The 16,078-nt window shown below is 68.3% G+C and carries 15 protein-coding genes; 4 read left to right on the forward strand and 11 right to left on the reverse strand.

What is annotated here, in order from left to right:
- The first annotated feature begins 20 nt into the window (after positions 1-20).
- The 3 genes from DIE23_RS07080 (at position 21) to DIE23_RS07095 (ending at position 3,557) form a co-directional block, all read left to right on the forward strand.
- Positions 21-506, forward strand: a complete 486-nt coding sequence (locus DIE23_RS07080; RefSeq protein WP_260435986.1) for a tautomerase family protein — start codon at positions 21-23, stop codon at positions 504-506.
- Between the two features lie 316 nt (positions 507-822).
- Entirely contained in the window at positions 823-2,937 is a 2,115-nt protein-coding gene (locus DIE23_RS07090; RefSeq protein WP_124611452.1) for a penicillin-binding protein 1A, read from the forward strand.
- Positions 2,938-2,945: 8 nt separating this feature from the next.
- Complete coding sequence (locus DIE23_RS07095) at positions 2,946-3,557, forward strand: trimeric intracellular cation channel family protein (RefSeq protein ID WP_124611453.1); 612 nt, start codon at positions 2,946-2,948, stop codon at positions 3,555-3,557.
- A gap of 62 nt (positions 3,558-3,619) precedes the next feature.
- Here the strand turns inward: DIE23_RS07095 and DIE23_RS07100 are convergent, their stop codons facing one another.
- From DIE23_RS07100 to DIE23_RS07140, 9 genes are all read right to left on the reverse strand, one after another.
- Complete coding sequence (locus DIE23_RS07100) at positions 3,620-4,450, reverse strand: heme ABC transporter ATP-binding protein (RefSeq protein WP_124611454.1); 831 nt, start codon at positions 4,448-4,450, stop codon at positions 3,620-3,622.
- A 17-nt stretch (positions 4,451-4,467) separates the two neighbouring features.
- A complete protein-coding gene (locus DIE23_RS07105; protein WP_124611455.1) occupies positions 4,468-5,556 on the reverse strand; it encodes an iron ABC transporter permease in 1,089 nt (362 codons plus the stop codon).
- A gap of 15 nt (positions 5,557-5,571) precedes the next feature.
- Complete coding sequence (locus tag DIE23_RS07110) at positions 5,572-6,480, reverse strand: hemin ABC transporter substrate-binding protein (RefSeq protein ID WP_124611456.1); 909 nt, start codon at positions 6,478-6,480, stop codon at positions 5,572-5,574.
- Entirely contained in the window at positions 6,477-7,568 is a 1,092-nt protein-coding gene (locus DIE23_RS07115; protein ID WP_124611457.1) for a hemin-degrading factor, read from the reverse strand. Before DIE23_RS07115 ends, DIE23_RS07110 begins: the two co-directional genes overlap by 4 nt.
- A gap of 49 nt (positions 7,569-7,617) precedes the next feature.
- Positions 7,618-9,891: a TonB-dependent hemoglobin/transferrin/lactoferrin family receptor gene (locus DIE23_RS07120; protein ID WP_124611458.1), complete on the reverse strand. Its 2,274-nt coding sequence runs from the start codon at positions 9,889-9,891 to the stop codon at positions 7,618-7,620.
- Positions 9,892-10,129: 238 nt separating this feature from the next.
- Positions 10,130-10,357, reverse strand: a complete 228-nt coding sequence (locus DIE23_RS07125; RefSeq protein ID WP_124611459.1) for a hypothetical protein — start codon at positions 10,355-10,357, stop codon at positions 10,130-10,132.
- A 71-nt stretch (positions 10,358-10,428) separates the two neighbouring features.
- Complete coding sequence (locus DIE23_RS07130; protein WP_124611460.1) at positions 10,429-10,812, reverse strand: DUF6232 family protein; 384 nt, start codon at positions 10,810-10,812, stop codon at positions 10,429-10,431.
- Positions 10,813-10,935: 123 nt separating this feature from the next.
- The gene (locus DIE23_RS07135) at positions 10,936-11,196 is read right to left on the reverse strand and encodes a DUF2866 domain-containing protein (protein WP_011548992.1); all 261 of its coding nucleotides are present in this window, start codon (positions 11,194-11,196) and stop codon (positions 10,936-10,938) included.
- A 220-nt stretch (positions 11,197-11,416) separates the two neighbouring features.
- Complete coding sequence (locus tag DIE23_RS07140) at positions 11,417-12,577, reverse strand: porin (protein WP_124611461.1); 1,161 nt, start codon at positions 12,575-12,577, stop codon at positions 11,417-11,419.
- A 307-nt stretch (positions 12,578-12,884) separates the two neighbouring features.
- Between DIE23_RS07140 and DIE23_RS07145 the strand changes: the two genes are divergently transcribed.
- The gene (locus DIE23_RS07145; RefSeq protein WP_011659720.1) at positions 12,885-13,691 is read left to right on the forward strand and encodes a MetQ/NlpA family ABC transporter substrate-binding protein; all 807 of its coding nucleotides are present in this window, start codon (positions 12,885-12,887) and stop codon (positions 13,689-13,691) included.
- Between the two features lie 127 nt (positions 13,692-13,818).
- Here the strand turns inward: DIE23_RS07145 and DIE23_RS07150 are convergent, their stop codons facing one another.
- Entirely contained in the window at positions 13,819-14,934 is a 1,116-nt protein-coding gene (locus tag DIE23_RS07150) for a succinylglutamate desuccinylase/aspartoacylase family protein (protein ID WP_124611462.1), read from the reverse strand.
- Between the two features lie 258 nt (positions 14,935-15,192).
- On the reverse strand, positions 15,193-15,975 hold the full coding sequence (locus DIE23_RS07155) for an ABC transporter substrate-binding protein (RefSeq protein WP_124611463.1): 783 nt from the start codon (positions 15,973-15,975) through the stop codon (positions 15,193-15,195).
- Positions 15,976-16,078: the final 103 nt, after the last annotated feature.

The raw sequence follows: 16,078 nt of genomic DNA on the forward strand, positions 1-16,078 counted from the left end.
CCCGATCGCCACCGGCACGCATGGCAGAACCCGAACCGAATCGCGGCACTTCGCGCGTGGGAATCCACCGGCGTGCCGCTCCTGATGCCGTATCCACTCAAGGAGAAATTCTCATGCCCATGCTCAAATTCGACATCATCCAGGGCCGTACCGACGAACAGGTGCGCGCACTTCTGGACGCCGCCCATCAGGCGATGGTGCAGGCCTTCGACGTACCCGTCACCGACCGTTACCAGAGCATCACGCAGCATCGCCCGGGCAAACTCGTGGTGGAAGACACGGGGCTCGGTTACACGCGATCCCGGGACGTGGTCATGCTGACCGCGATCAGCCGGAAGCGTACCGAGCCGCAGAAGATCGATTTCTATCGCCTGCTCGTCGAGAAGCTGCAAACCCAATGCGGCATTTCGCCGGACGACGTCATCGTGTCGATCGTCGAGAACGGCGATGCCGACTGGTCCTTCGGCCGCGGTCGCGCGCAGTTCATCACCGGAGAGCTGACCTAAGGCCGGCGCGCGTTCGAGCAGCACCGCGCCGCGGTCGCGCAGCCCCGCGCGCGGCGCCATTCCCGTTCCACCAGGTCATCAGCGCATTACCGCGACGCGCTTCGTTGCAGGTCGCGACCTTCGGCATCGCAGCCCCGCGCGAGACGACGGGCAGCACGCCGCCGCCCGCGCACTCTTTCCTAAATAAAATTTAGCCAGCCAAACTTGGGCTAAAGAGTGTTCCGGTATTCCGGCATCCCTTCGACAATGCGCGCCTTCCATGACCGACGGGCGCCTGATGCGCGCCCGCGGTCGCTGCATCGAAGAAGGAGCCCGCATGACCGACCACACCGCCAACCCTCCGCCGCCATCGGCCCCGCCTCCCGCCTCGCCGCGCCGCCGCGCACGGCGCGTGCTCGCGGGCGCGCTGCTCGGCCTGACGCTCGCGTGCGCGGGCATCGGCGCATGGACGGTCCACCGTATCTGGACACAACTGCCGTCGGTCGAACACCTGGCCGCATACCGTCCCGCGTTGCCGCTGCGGATTTTCTCGCGCGACGGCGACTTGCTGGCCGAGTACGGCGTCGAGCGCCGCGAGTTCGTGCCGCTCGAACGCATTCCGCCGCTGATGCGCCACGCGCTGCTCGCGGCCGAGGACGCGAAGTTCTACCAGCACGGTGCGATCGACGTCGGCGGCCTCGCGCGCGCGATGTTCGCGAACGTCGTGACGGGGCAGCCGGGGCAGGGCGGCAGCACGATCACGATGCAGGTCGCGCGCAACTTCTACCTGACGCGCGACAAGGTGCTGAGCCGCAAGCTCGCCGAGATCCTGATGGCCATCAAGCTCGAGCGCGAATACAGCAAGGACAAGCTGCTCGAGCTGTACATGAACCAGATCTATCTCGGCGAGCGCGCGTACGGTTTCGCGGCCGCCGCGAACGTGTATTTCGGCAAGCCGCTCGATGCGCTGAGCGCGGGCGAAGCGGCCGTGCTCGCCGGATTGCCGAAGGCGCCGTCCGCGTTCAACCCGGTCGTCAATCCGGCACGCGCGACCGCGCGGCGCAACTACGTGCTCGGCCGCATGCATGCGCTCGGCGAGCTCGACGACGCGACCTATCGCGCGGCAGTCGATGCACCGATCGCGCTGGCGACCACGCCGCCGCCCGGCATCGTCGCGGCGCCGTACGTCGCGGAGCGCGCGCGCCGGATGATGATCGAGCGCTTTCACGACGACGCCTATACGCTCGGCCTCGACGTGACCACGGCGATCTCGATGCGCGACCAGCGCGCGGCCGGAGCCGCACTCGGGCGCATGCTGCGCCGCCAGCCCGGGAAGCGCGATGCGCGCAACGGGCTCGAAGGCGCGCTCGTGTCGCTGGATGCGGCGACGGGCGATATGCTCGCGCTCGTCGGCGGCGCGGACTTCAACCGCAACGTGTTCGACCACGCATTGCAGGCGTATCGCCAGCCGGGTTCGAGCTTCAAGCCGTTCGTCTATTCGGCGGCGCTGGAGAAGGGCTATTTCCCCGGCGTGCTCGTCGACGACACGCAGCGCACGCTCACGCCTGCGGAAACGGGCGCGCGGCCGTGGCGTCCGCGCAATTTCGCCAACAACTACGAGGGCTTCATCCCGGTGCGGCGCGGGCTCATGCGCTCGAAGAATCTCGTGGCGGTCAGCCTGATGCAGGCGGCTGACGCGCGCTACGTGCAGCAGCACGTGGTGGGCTTCGGTTTCGACGCGCAGCGCAATCCGGCATCGCTGCCGCTCGCGCTCGGCGCGGGCGCCGTGACGCCGCTCGAACTCGCGAGCGCGTACGGTGTGTTCGCGAACGGCGGGGTGCGGATGGTGCCGCGGCTGATCCTGTCGGTGAAGCAGCGTCATGGCGGTGCGCTGTACGATGCGTCGGCGCCGGACGGCACGCGCGTCGTGTCGGCGCGCAACGCGTTCGTGATGGACAGCATGCTGCGCGACGTCGTGCGGGCCGGCACCGCGCGCGGCGCGCTCGCGCTGCGCCGTGACGACGCGGCCGGCAAGACCGGCACGTCGAACGGCTCGAAGGACGTGTGGTTCGCCGGCTATTCATCGGGCATCGTCGCGGTCGCGTGGCTCGGCTACGACACGCCGCGCCCGATGGGACGCGCGACCGGCGCGACGCTCGCGCTGCCGGTCTGGCTCGACTACATGAAGACGGCCGTCGACGGACGCACGCCGGTCGATGCGACGCCGCCACAGGACGTCGCGCTCGTCGACGGCGATTTCGTGTACGCCGAATACACGCGCGGCACGTGCACCGCCGACGTGCCGCCGTTCATCCGCAGCCGCTTCGCGTGCGGCGGCGCACCGGCGTCCGACGCGCCGGACGGGCACGACAAGCCCGACGAGCCGATGCCCGCCGCCGTCGATGCGGCCGAGCGCGAACGCGTGCTCGACCTGTTCCGTACCGAAGACTGAGGCGCGCGATGCATACGCTTTATCTGGTTGCGATCGTCGCGGAAGCGATGTCGGGCGCGCTGATGGGCATGCGGCGCGGGATGGACCGCTTCGGGCTCGCGCTCGTCGGTGCGGTGACCGCGCTCGGCGGCGGCACCGTGCGCGACGTGCTGCTCGGTCACTATCCGCTCGGCTGGATCGCGCATCCCGAGTACCTCGTGATTACGCTCGCCGCGGCGACCGTCGCGTCGTGGGCCGCGCGTCACGTCGCGCGGATGAAGACGCTGTTCGTCACCGTCGACGCGATCGGCCTCGCGGCGTTCACGATCATCGGCTGCAACATCGGCGCGTCGACCGGCACCGCGCCGATCATCGTCGTGCTGGCCGGCGCGATTACCGGGGTGTGCGGCGGGATGCTGCGCGACCTGCTGTGCAACGAGATGCCGCTGATCCTGCGCGAGGAGCTGTACGCGAGCGTCGCGTTCTTCACGGGCACGCTGTACGTCGGGACCCAGCATCTCGGTATCGATGCCGGGTTCGCGACGATGATCGCGCTGGCGGCGGGCTTCACGATGCGGATGCTTGCCGTGCGGCTCGGGTGGAAGATGCGGACGTTCGGCGTCGCAGACGTCGAGCATTGAGCGACAGAGGCGGCCTGGCGCGACGCGGCGTGCGGACGGACGCCGCGTCGCACGCAGCGACCTCATGCCGGCACCATGACCGGCGGCAACCCATCGCCCGTTTCCACCATTTTCACCGCGAACCCATAGCACTGCGCGATACGTGCGGGCGTCATCACGTCGCGCGGCGCACCGTGCGCGACGATCGTGCCGTCCGCGAGCATCGCGATCGTATCCGCGTGCCGCGCGGCGAGGTTGGGATCGTGGACGATCGCGAGCACGCCGAGCCGCCATTCGCGCGCGACCGTGCGCACGGTCTCGAGCAGCCGGTGCTGATGCGCGAGATCGAGCGCGGCGGTCGGTTCGTCGAGCAGCAGGTAGCGCGGGCTCGTTTCAGGCGCGTCGTCGTCCGGCCACAGCTGCGCGAGCACGCGCGCGAACTGCACGCGTGCGAGCTCACCGCCCGACAGCGTCGTTACGGCGCGGCCGACGAGCGCGTCGGCACCCGCACGTTCGAGCGCCTGCCACGCGATGTCGCGATCGCGGTGCGCGATCACGTGCCGCGCGCCGCCGCGTCGCGCATGCGGATAACGGCCGAGCAGCACGATTTCGTCGACGCTGAACGGAAACGCCGGCTGCGCGGCCTGCGGCAGCACGGCGCGCAGGCACGCGAGCCGCGGCGCGTCGATGCGCGCGAGCGGCTCGCCATTCAGCGTGATGTCGCCGGTCACGCGCACGCCGTGCGGCGCGACGCTGCCGGTCAGCTCACCCGCGAAGGTCTTCAGCAGCGTGCTCTTGCCCGCGCCGTTGCGGCCGAGCAGCGCGGTCACGCGGCCGGGCTCGATCGACAGCGACAGGTTGCGCAGAACGGCGTGGTGCCGGCGGGCGACGTCGAGATGATGGGCGGTCAGCATGATGAGAGAGTGAAGGGTCAGCCGCCGAGCGCGCCGCGGCTTTTCCACAGCAACGCGAGAAAGAACGGCGCGCCGAGCAGTGCGGTCAACACGCCGAGCGGAATCTCGGCGGGTGCGGCGACGGTGCGCGCGGCAAGATCGGCGGCGAGCGTCAGCAGTGCGCCGAGCAACGCGGCGCCGGGCAGCACGACGCGCTGGTCGGGGCCGCATGCGAGGCGCACGCAGTGCGGCGCGACGAGGCCGATGAAACCGATGATGCCCGCGCACGACACGAGCGCGCCGACCGCGAGCGCGACCGCGACGAGCACGCGCCGCTTGAGCCGCTGCACGGGCACGCCGAGATGCGACGCTTCGATCTCGCCGAGCTGCAAGGCGTTGAGCGCGTCACGGTCGCGCGCGAGCAGCACGCAGCCGATCGCGACGCACGGCGCGACGGCCGCCAGCGTCGACCATTGCGCGCCGCCGAGGCTGCCGAGGCTCCAGAAAGTCAGGGAACGCAACTGCGCGTCGTCGGCGACGAACGTGAGCAGCCCGATCGCCGCGCCGACCAGTGCGTTGATCGCGATGCCGGCGAGCAGCAGCAGCGGCAGCGCGAGCCGGCCGCGCGACGCGGCGAGCCGGTAGACGAGCGCCGCGACCGCGAGCGCGCCCGCGAACGCGGCGACGGGCAGCACGGCCGCGCTCGCATGCGCGGCGAACAGCGCGGGCCCCAGGACGATCGTCGTCGTCGCGCCGAGCGCCGCGCCGCTCGACACGCCGACGAGGCCCGGATCGGCGAGCGGATTGCGGAACAGCGCCTGCATCGCGGCGCCAGCCGCGCCGAAGCCGCCGCCGACCAGCAGCGCGAGCACGACGCGCGGTGCACGGATGTCGACCAGCACCGCACGCGCCTGTTGCGCGGCCGGGTCGCCGCTCAGCGCAGCCCAGGCCTCCGCGAACGGAATGCGGTACGCGCCCACGCACAGCGCGACGACGGATAGGGCACACACGAGGATGGCGAGCGCGGCCAGCGCGAACGGTGCGACACGGCGCGACGCGCCGACGCGCGCGGCGCCGGCACGCGAGGCGTGCGACGGCGCGGGGAAGGGTGAGGCATGAGCAGGCATCGGGACGATCCGGAATCAGGCGAGCGCATCCGACAGGCGCCGGTGCAGGGTCGTGACGGCGAGCGGCAGGCGCGGGCCGAAGCCGAGCAGGAACAGCGCATCGAGCGACACGACCCGCTGCGCGCGGCCGGCCGGCGTCGCGCCGAAGCCGGGCGCGGCGAGCAGCGCGGCGCGGCCGCCGACCGCCGTGAGCCCTTCGTCGGAAATCAGCACGATGTCGGGTGCGGCGGCGGCGAGCGCCTCGGTCGTCAGCGGCTTGTAGTGATCGAAGCCCTGCATCGCATTGCGCGCGCCCGCATAGCGGATCATCGCGTCGGCGGCCGTGTGCTGGCCGGCGACGAGCGCCTGATTGCCGGTATGGTTCAGCACGAACAGCACGCACGGCGGCTGCGCGCCGCCGGGTGCGTGCGCGGCGACCGCGGCGCGGGCGGCCTGCCAGTCGCGATCGAAGCGTTGCAGCAGCGCGGTGCCCGCGTCGCGCACGTCGAGCACCTGTGCGACGCCGGTGATCTTGGCGCGCACCGAATCGACGTCGTGCCGCTCGTCGAACATCGTCACCGCGACGCCCGCGCTTTTCACCTGTGCGATCGCGGCGGGCGGGCCGGCTTCCGCCGACGCGAGCACGAGATCGGGGCGCAGCGACAGCAGCCCCTCGGCCGACAGCGCGCGCTGGTAGCCGACCTTCGGCAGGCGCTTCGCGGCGTCCGGGTACGTGCAGGTCGTGTCGGTGCCGACGAGCCGGTACCCGCGCGCGTCGGCGCCGCCGAGCGCGAACGCGGTTTCCGCGAGCGCGCCGCCGATCACGACGACGCGCTTCTGCACGACTTGCGGGAGCGCTCGGCCGGGCAGCGCGCCCGCGAGCGCACCGGCGATCGCGCTCGCGAGCACGACGCGGCGTCGCGGGAGGAACGATCCCGCGCTCACCGCACGTCTCCGCGTGCCGCCGACGGCAGCGTCGCGACGAGCGCGCGCCAGTCGTCGCGTTCGGCCTGGCCCGGCTTGCGTTCGCCGAACAGCAGCGCGACGTGGTCGCCCTGCCGGTCGAACAGCTCGAGCGACGTGACGATGCCGTCGCTCGTCGGCTTCTTCACGACCCATGCGGCGGCGATCAGGTCCTCGCGCACGTGCAGGTTGAAGCCCGGATCGAGCACGTTGATCCACGCGCCGACCTCGCGCACGTTCGCGACGGGGCCCGTGTGGATCTGGATCATCCCTGCATTGCCGACGAACACCATGATCGGCTGGCCGCTCTGCGCGGCCTGTTCGAGCACGTGACGCAGCGCACGCGCCGCTTCGACCGGATAGGCGTACTGCGGATCGGCGAGGCGCAGCGCCTGCATGCGGCTCACGCCGAAGCGCTGCGTGATGCCGAAGAACTGGTGCGTGTCGGTCATCGTGTCCCATGCGGCGCGAAAGCCCGCGACGTCGATCTCGGTATCGGCGCGCTCGGGCGTTTTTGCCGCGGCGGGCACGACGTCGAGCCCCGGCTCCTGCGACGCCGCGCGCCAGCGTTCGACGAACGCGTCGTAGGCCGCGTGATCGCTGTGCGCGCGCAGGTAGACCTTGTGGATCGCATGACCTTGCGCGTCGAAGAATTGCAGGCTCTGCAGCGGACCGTGCGCGGTCTCGTCGCGCACCGCGAACGCGGATGCCCAGTGACGGTAGAAGATGCGCAGGTCGATGTCGCCGAGCGCGAGGCCGACCGGGCCGTCGTGGCTCATCTGCGCATATTCGCCGTCCGTCTCGTGAACGGCCGTGTCGTTGCGCGTGAGCGCCATCACGCGGCCGAGGCGCGGCATTTCCTCGAACATCGCCGGAAAGCGCGCGTCGAGCCGCACCACGTGTTCGCCGACGAACGCGGCGAGCGCCTCGCCTTCGCTGACGCCGAGTGCCTGCGCGACGTCGCGGTTGCGCAGCTGTCGCTCGGCCTTGAGCTTGACGAATGCGTCGCGCAACGCGGCGGACGCGCGGGCCGGCGTGGCCGGCTGACCGGGAAGGGCGGAATGCATCATGTCGGACTCCTTGAAGTAACGGTTGGGTAGGAACGCGCGACAGCGCGCATCAGAAATCCACTTTCATGCTGACGGCGACGGTGCGTCCGGACGACGTATACGCATCGAGCACCTGCGAATCGGCCGCGATGCCGCGCACGTCCGACCAGTTCCAGTATTTGCGGTCGAACAGGTTGCGGACGCCGATCGTCGCGCTCACGTGCTTGTTGAAGCGGTACCCGCCGCGCAGGTCGACGACCAACGACGACGGCGGCGCGAAGCACGCCTTGTTCGAGCAGTCGGACTTGTCGATGTCCTTGTCGCGTTTCGCGGCCTGGAACAGCAGGTCGGTCTGCACGAACCAGCGTTCGCCGGGTTCGTAGCGCACGCCGAACACCGCCGAGAACGGATTGACCGTGTTCAGCGGCTGGCTCGCCGCGCCGTCGTTTTGCGTCGAGCCCCTGGTGAACGCCATCGCCGTCTTCAGCGTGATGCCGTTCGGCATGATCCATTCGGCACGGCCTTCGAGGCCGTGGATGCGCGCGTCGGCGAAGTTCACGTACTGGAACACGAACGGGTCGGCCGGGCGGCCGCTGCCCGCGATCGTCGTGCGCGAGATGAAGTTGCGGTAGCGGCCGGTGAACGCGGCCGCGCTGTAGCGCACGACGCCGTAGCCGGTGCCGGCCTTGCCGCGCAGGCCCGCTTCGAACGTGTCGCTGGTCTCCGGCTTCAGGTTCGGATTGCCGATCGACGTGTAGCCGTACACCGGGTTCGAGAAGCTGCTGTTGACCTGGTCGGGCGTCGGCGCGCGGAAGCCGTGCGCGTACTGCGCGTACGGAATCAGCGCGGGCGTGATCTCGTAGAGCACCGCGACGCGCGGCGACACTTCGTTCGCGCTCGTCGACACCGCGGTGCCGGTGAACAGCGGATCGTTCTGCGTGGGGCTCAGCCGGTACGTATCGAAGCGCAGCCCCGGCGTGACCAGCAGGCGACCATAGCCGATCCGGTCCTGCACGAACGCGCCGAACAGCGTGTAGTCGGTATCGGGAAACGCCTTGTTCGGGAACGCTTCGCCGACGCCCGGCACCGTGCCGTCGCGCATGTTCGTCACGCGCGACAGGCTGCCGTCGACGCCGACCAGCAACTTGTGCGCGAGCGGGCCGGTCGAGAAGCCGCTTTCGGCGAACGCGGCGCCGCCGACCGTGCGTTCCTGGTACTGGTTGTCGCGGGAGCGCGAGGGCTGCGTGCCGCGCGTCTCGAATGCGAACTGGTCCTGCCTCGCGTCCTGGTAGTAGAACTGCGCGTGCGCGGTCTGGAACCAGCGGAACGCATCGTCGCGGAAGTCGTAGTCGACACTGAAGCGGTTGCGCTCGAGCCGGTCATACGTCGTGAGGCCGAGCGTGGCCGGCCGGTTGATCGCGGACAGCACGTCGGTGCTCACGCGGCGCTGCACGGTTTCGGCGGTGAACTTGATCGTGTCGCGCGCGGTGGGCGTCAGCACGAGCTTGCCGAGCAGCGATTCCGAATAGACGTCCTGCGGGTTCGACGTCGTGCGCAGCGTGCTCGCCGAATTGTTGCCGCCGCGCGTGTCGACCTCGTGGCCGCGCCGGCCGTCGGCGATGATCATCCCCTGCACGCGGTCGTTGCCGCCCGCGGCCGACACCGTCGCGCCGACGCTGCGGTCGGCCGAGTCGTAGCTCGGCCGGAACGAGAAGTAGGTGGGCTTGCCGTAGATCGACAGCAGGTCGCGCGGATCCTTCGTGATGAAGTTCACCGCGCCGGTCAGCCCGTCGCTGCCGTACAGCGCCGACGCCGGCCCGCGCAGGATCTCGATGCGCTTGAGCATGTCGAGATCCGCATAGTCGCCGCGGCCGGCTTCGAGCGGCCCGAACGAGAACGCGTTCGGCAGGCGGATGCCGTCTTCCATCAGCAGCACGCGATTGCCTTCGAGGCCGCGGATGTTGATGCTCGAATCGCCGTCGCGGCCGCCGCCGAGCGCGGCGCTGCCGGGGCGGTACGCGGTGCGGCGCACCGTGACGCCCGGCTCGTAGCGCAGCGCGTCCTTGATGTTGGTGGCCTGCTGTTCCTCGAGATCGTCGTCGGTGATCACCGACACGGACGCGGCCGTGCGGCTCGCGGCGGTGGCGGTGCGGGTGGCCGTGACGGTGACGGGGTCGAGCAGCGCCGCATCGCCGCGCGTGGACGCGGCGGCGGTGGTCAGGACAGCAGGTGGCGGGTTGGCGCCTTGCGGCGACGAATCGGCGTAAGCCGGGGCGGCGGACAGGCCGAATGCGCCGAACAGCGCGGCACAGATCGGCCGCCGCGCCAGCGGATAGCAATGCACAGGTGGTCTCCCATTGACGATAACGAGCCCGAAGGCTGGCTGGGTGACGCGTTCACCTGGCTGGCCCGTTCGCGCGCGACAGGCGGCGAACGGCGAATTGAAAGGCAATTGATAAGTCTTGCAGTGTAAATGAGAATTATTATCAATACAAGGGCGAGACGCGGCGTATCGGGACGCGCGTTGACCGCGCGGATCGGGCGAGCCGCGCGGGGGGAAATTCGGGAGAAGCGGGCCGGGCCTAGGCCAGCGATTCGATACGAATCAGCAGGTTGCGCGCATGCGCGATGAACGCGTCGTGCGTCGCGCGATCGCCGTGACCTTCGAAACCGGCCTGCTCGGCGAACGCGAGCTGTTCGGCGTAGATGTCGACGAGCGCGCAGCGTGTGTCGGGCGGCAGCGCGCGGATCATCGAGACGAGCAGCAGTTCCTGCGCGTGCAGCATGCCGGATAGCGATTGGGCGTTCATGCCGACCTCCTCGAACGACGCGGCAGCGTGCCGCTCATTGCATAGTAGGTGGTCGGCGTGCGCAGCGGAAATCAGCCGGCGGCCGTCGCCGTCCGTGCATCGCGCACGACCTGCGCGACGCGCTCGACGAATTCGGCGTCGACGCTCGACAGCGCTTCGCGCTTGCCGTCGGGCATCTCGACCATCAGCCGGTACGTGACGTCCTGCGTGGTCCAGGCGAGATAGCCGACGACGGCGAGCATCACGCCGACGACCAGCGCGGCGCTCGATCCGCCGATGCCGCCGGCGATGGCGCTGACCACGCCGATCAGCGAGATCAGCGACGGCACGAGGCGATTCTTCGGGATCTTGACGACGTCGACGTTGCGGATGTCACGCAGCGGGAAGACCTGCCCGGCGGCCGACAGGCCGTTGCGCGTGACCATCACGCCGCGTTCGTTGAATGCGTTTTCCATCGTGTGTTGCGTGGACGAAAACGCGCAGCGTAGCAGACTTCGTTGCCGCGTCAAACGAGACCGAGTGCCGCACGATGCGTGCGGGCCGGTTGCGACGCGGGCAGCGAGGCCCGTAAAGGGGGATCAGAACTGCAGCCGGCCGTCGCCGTACAGGCGGCCGGGCACGTGCGACGCGACGACCTCGGCGATCTCTTCGTCGGTCGATTCGGCCGGCACGATCTGGCGCCGCGCGGGCGCGTCGAGATGCATCGTCCATTCGACGAGCCGGTACGGACGGCCCCATGGGCGCTGCATTTCCACCGACACGCGGCAGCTCTGGACCGGTAGCGAATGTTGGCACGTCAGAATCGCGTGCAGATGGCTGAAAACGGTATCTTCGATCATCTTGGCCTCCGATCCTGTCTTGTGGGCAGTTGATGGCGGTGCCGTAGTGGGACTCAAAAAAAAAGCCGCCGATGCTCAGGCGGCCAACAGGGGGGGTGAGAGCATCCTCTCAGCCCAGAATTAAGCGAAACTTAAAAGCACATAAAAAAGCGCCCCGCGGGGAGCGGGGCGCTTCTTGCCGTCGTCATCCGCGAAGTGAGCGGATAGTTAAGCGGATGCTTTAGAACTTGTGACGGATACCGACGCGCGCGGCCAGCTGGTTCGACGAACCGTTGCCCGACGTGCTGAAGTAGCTCGTGCTCGAACCGATCTGCGCCTGCACGTTGTTGCCCGACGCCTTCTGGTAGACGACCAGGCCGTACACGTCCGTACGCTTGCTGAGCGCGTAGTCGAGGCCCAGGTTGCCCTGGTTCCAGTGCGCGGAGCTGCCGCTTTGCGTCGCGTTCGTGTACGTGTAGCCCGCTGCTGCCGACAGGGCCGGCGTGATCGCGTACTTCACACCTGCTTCATAGGCGTTGTAGAACGTGCCCGATGCACCCGCGGCGATCGGGGTGAACTGCGTGCGCGTCCAGAGCAGCCATGCCGTTGCCGGGCCGAAGATGTAGCGGCCGCCGACGCCGTACGTGCGCAGGTCGCGGATGTTCGTCAGCGCGATGTTCGCGATCGACGTCGAGAATGCCGGCGTCGACTGGCTCGGGAAGCGGATGTCCGTGTATGCGGCACCGAGTGCGAACGGGCCGTTCGCGTAGTTCAGGCCGAAGCTGTATGCGCGCGACGAACCGGCCGTCGTCGTGGTGCCCGTCGTCGTCGCCGGTGCGCCGGCGAAGTCGGTCGAGTTCGAGAAGCCGTACAACGCGCCGAACGTGAAGCCGGCGTAGTTCGCGCTCTGGAACTTCACCGAGTTGTTGATGCGGCTCGACGTGAGCTGGTCGATGTCGTTCACGTGGTACGCGTAGTTGCCCGCGACCGTGTTGCCGCCCGTCGAGTAGTTCGAGCCGAGGATGTCGGTCGAGAACGAGTACTGGCGGCCGAACGTGACCGTGCCGTATTGCGACTGGCTCAGGCCGACGTAGGCTTGACGGCCGAAGATCGCGCCACCCTGGCCGATCGTGCCGTTGCCGCTGTTGAAGCCGTTTTCGAGCACGAAGATCGCCTTCAGGCCGCCACCGAGGTCTTCGGTGCCGCGCAGGCCCCAACGGCTGCCCTGGGCCACGCCGTCGTCGTACTTGAACAGCTTGCCGCTGCCGCCGTTCGCGGTCTTGCTGTGGTTCACGTAGCTGATACCGGCATCGATGACACCGTACAGGGTCACGCTGCTTTGTGCGTGCGCCGTGCCGGCCGTTGCTGCGAGGATGGCGATGGTCAACAGTTTCTTGTTCAAAGGATTCTCCGAGCGAATAAATGGCGTGTCCAGTTGCGGTTCCGGCGCTCTCTGTGGGCGCTTTCACGGACCGGTCGCAACTTTATCGGCGGGCCACGTAATGAATGTGACAGCCTTTGTCATATGACGAATCTGTGGTGCCCACGCGACACTGAATTCTGCCCGGTTGTACAGCAGGGAGTTATACCGATTCCGCCTGAGAGTCGATCGGGATCAGGAATATGCAGATGAAATAAGCTTGGTTGGTGCCGTTCCGGCCCCGTGCCACGATGCGCGCTTCAACAACGACACGGGACAAGAGGACACCATGCGACGTTCGATCCTGACCGGCCTCGGCGCGCTTGCCGCGGCGCTGGCCTTTGCCGCGCCCGGCGCGCACGCCGACCCGCAGACGCTGAAGATCGGCACGATGAGCGGCCCCGACGCGCAGATCTGGACCGAGGTGACGAAAGTCGCCGCTCGCGAGGGCCTCGCGATCAAGGTCATCGAATTCAACGACTACGTGCAGCCGAACGCGGCGCTCGATGCGGGCGACCTCGATGCGAACGGTTTCCAGCACCAGCCGTTTCTCGACAGCCAGATCAAGCAGCGCGGCTACAGGATCGTCAACGTCGGGCTGACCTACACGGCGCCGATGGGCTTCTATTCGAAGAAGCTCAAGTCGCTGAAGGACCTGCCGGCCGGCGCGAAGGTCGGAATCCAGAACGATCCGTCGAACGGCAACCGCGCGCTGCTGCTGCTGCAGAAATACGGGGTGATCAAGCTGAAGGCGGGCGCCGGCACGAACGGCGTCAATGCGACGCCGCTCGACGTCGCCGAAAATCCGAAGAAGATCAGGATTGTCGAACTCGACGCCGCGCAACTGCCGCGCGCGCTGCCCGACCTCGACGCCGCGTCGATCAACACCGACTACGCGGTGAAGGCCGGGCTCACGCCGGCGAAGGATGCGATCGCGATCGAGGACCTGCGCGGGCCGTACGCGAACCTGATCGCGGTGCGCGCGCAGGACAAGGACAAGCCGTGGGTGAAGAAACTCGTCGCGGCCTATGAATCGGACGACGTGCGCAAGTTCATCGACCAGAAATTCGGCGGCGCGATCGTGCCGGCGTTCTGAACGCCAGCCGTTGGCCTGGCCGCGTTGCCGGGTATCCCGCCAGGCCGAAAAGCAAATCGCCCGCGCAAGCGGGCGATTTCGTTGGTGCGCGCCGTGATGCGGCACGCGGGCCGGCCGCTCAGGCGGCTCAGGCCGACAGCAGCGACCCGGTGCGGATCGGCGTCGCGCCGGCGATCCGCGCGACTTCCATCCCGGCGGTCGCGAAGCGCACGATCTGGCGCGCGTACAGCACGCCCGCCACGCTGCTCTTCAGCGTGATCACGCGATCGGTCAGCGGATCGACGATGTCGGCCACGTCCTGGCCGGCCTCGATCCACGCGCCGACCGGCGTGCGGAACACGATCACGCCCGACACCGGCGCGACGAGCGGATCGGTGCCCGCGAGCGGCGTGGCCGGATGCGCGAGCGGCGGCAGCGGCGCGGGCGTGCCGTCGATGACGCCGCGCTCGGTCAGGTATTCGACGATCGCCTGCGAGTCCTTCTCCGCGAGTTCGTACGACACGTCGCGCTCGCTGCGCAGTTCGACCGTGACGGAAATCGCGCCGTTCGGGATCGGGAAGCGATCGCCGAACCGGCCGCGCAGATCCGACCAGCAGAAGCTGTGGATCTCGTCGAACGGATTGCCGACCGAATTCAGCGCGAGCAGCGACGCCTGCGCATCCAGATAGCGCGACAGCGGCTCGACGTCTTCCCACAGATCGGGGTTCGTATACAGGTGCATCACCGCGTCGCTGTCGCAATGCAGGTCAAGCACGATGTCGGCGTCGAACGACAGCTTCTGCAGCGCGAGGCGCTGCGATTCGAGTTCGGTGCGCGGCTTCTGTTCGTCGAGCGCTTCGCGCATCGCGGCGCGTACCGCGGCGAGGTTGCGCTGCGCGTCGTTCGTCAGGCGGCCTTCGATGCGCGGCAGCACGAGCGCCGCGAGATCGTAGAAATTGCGGTTGAAGTTCTGCATCGAGCCGAGCTCGAAGCGGCCGAGGTGATCGCCGAACACGTGTTGCGACAGGCCGATCGGGTTCGGCACGGGGACGATGACCACTTCGCCGCGCAGCTTGCCGGCCGTCTCGAGCGCGGCGATCTTGCGGCGCAGCAGCGCGGCGACCAGCATGCCGGGCAGTTCGTCCGCGTGCAGCGACGACTGGATGTAGACCTTCTTGCCGCCGCGCGGGCCGTAGTGGAAGCTCGTGATCTGGCGTTCGGTGCCGACGGCGGGGGAAATCAGCGGATGGGTCTGCGTTTGCATGATGAGGGGAGGGCGGCGCAGCCGCGAGTGATCCGGTATGCGTGGAAGATCGATTGTACGTTGCCTTCCGCGAACCTATCAAACCGCACGCCCGGCGCGTTATTTTTCTTTATGAATCATCGGGTTGGAACGTAAAAAATAACCTCGGCGCGGCCCTTCGTTCATGCGTTTTTCGCAGCTTTCGGTCGCCTGCGAGCAAAAAAAACGGGCTCCTTGCGGAGCCCGTCTGCGCGTATGCGAAGCGCGCGTTGCGCGATGTTACTTGCCGTACACGTCGAAATCGAAGTACTTCTTCGCGATCTTTTCGTACGTGCCGTCCTTGCGCATGCCGGCGATCGCGCCGTCGATCTTCGCCTTCAGGTCGCCGTCTTCCTTGCGCAGGCCGATGCCGGCGCCGTTGCCGAGCGTCTTCGGATCGTCGATGTCCTTGCCCGCGAAATCGAAGCCCGCGCCGCGCGGCGTCTTCAGGAAGCCGATATCGGCCTGCACCGCGTCCTGCAGCGCGGCGTCCAGACGGCCCGCGATCAGGTCGGCGTAGACCTGGTCCTGGTTCTGGTACGGCACGACCTTCACACCCTTGGCTGCCCAGTAGGTCTTCGCGTAGGTTTCCTGGATCGTGCCCTGCTCGACGCCGACCGACTTGCCCTTCAGCGATTCGGCCGTCGGCAGGAGGCCCGCGCCCTTCTTCGCGACGAGGCGCGTCGGCGTGTTGAACAGCTTCTCCGAGAACGCGATCTGTTCCTGGCGCGCCGGCGTCATCGACATCGACGACAGGACGCCGTCGAACTTGCGTGCCTTCAGTGCGGGGATCATCCCGTCGAAGTCGTTTTCGATCCACACGCACTTCGCTTTCATGCGGCGGCAGATCTCGTTGCCGAGATCGACGTCGAAGCCGACCACCTTGCCGCTCGCATCTTTCGATTCGAAAGGCGGGTAGCTCGCGTCGACGCCGAAGCGCACGGTCGTCCAGTCCTTCGCGTATGCCGTGCCGGCCGATACGGCGAGCAGGGCCACGGTCACAGCCGCAAGAATCTTTTTCACTTCGGTGACTCCTCGTTTTGTTCGATGGGTGCGCGGTTGTGCCGCGCAGTAAGCCTTCGGTCCGGCGCGGCTTCGCGTCGGACTGTCCGTTTCGCTGCCCGAT

The sequence above is a fragment of the Burkholderia sp. Bp9143 genome (genome assembly GCF_003853645.1).
In the GTDB taxonomy this organism is placed as follows: Bacteria; Pseudomonadota; Gammaproteobacteria; order Burkholderiales; family Burkholderiaceae; genus Burkholderia.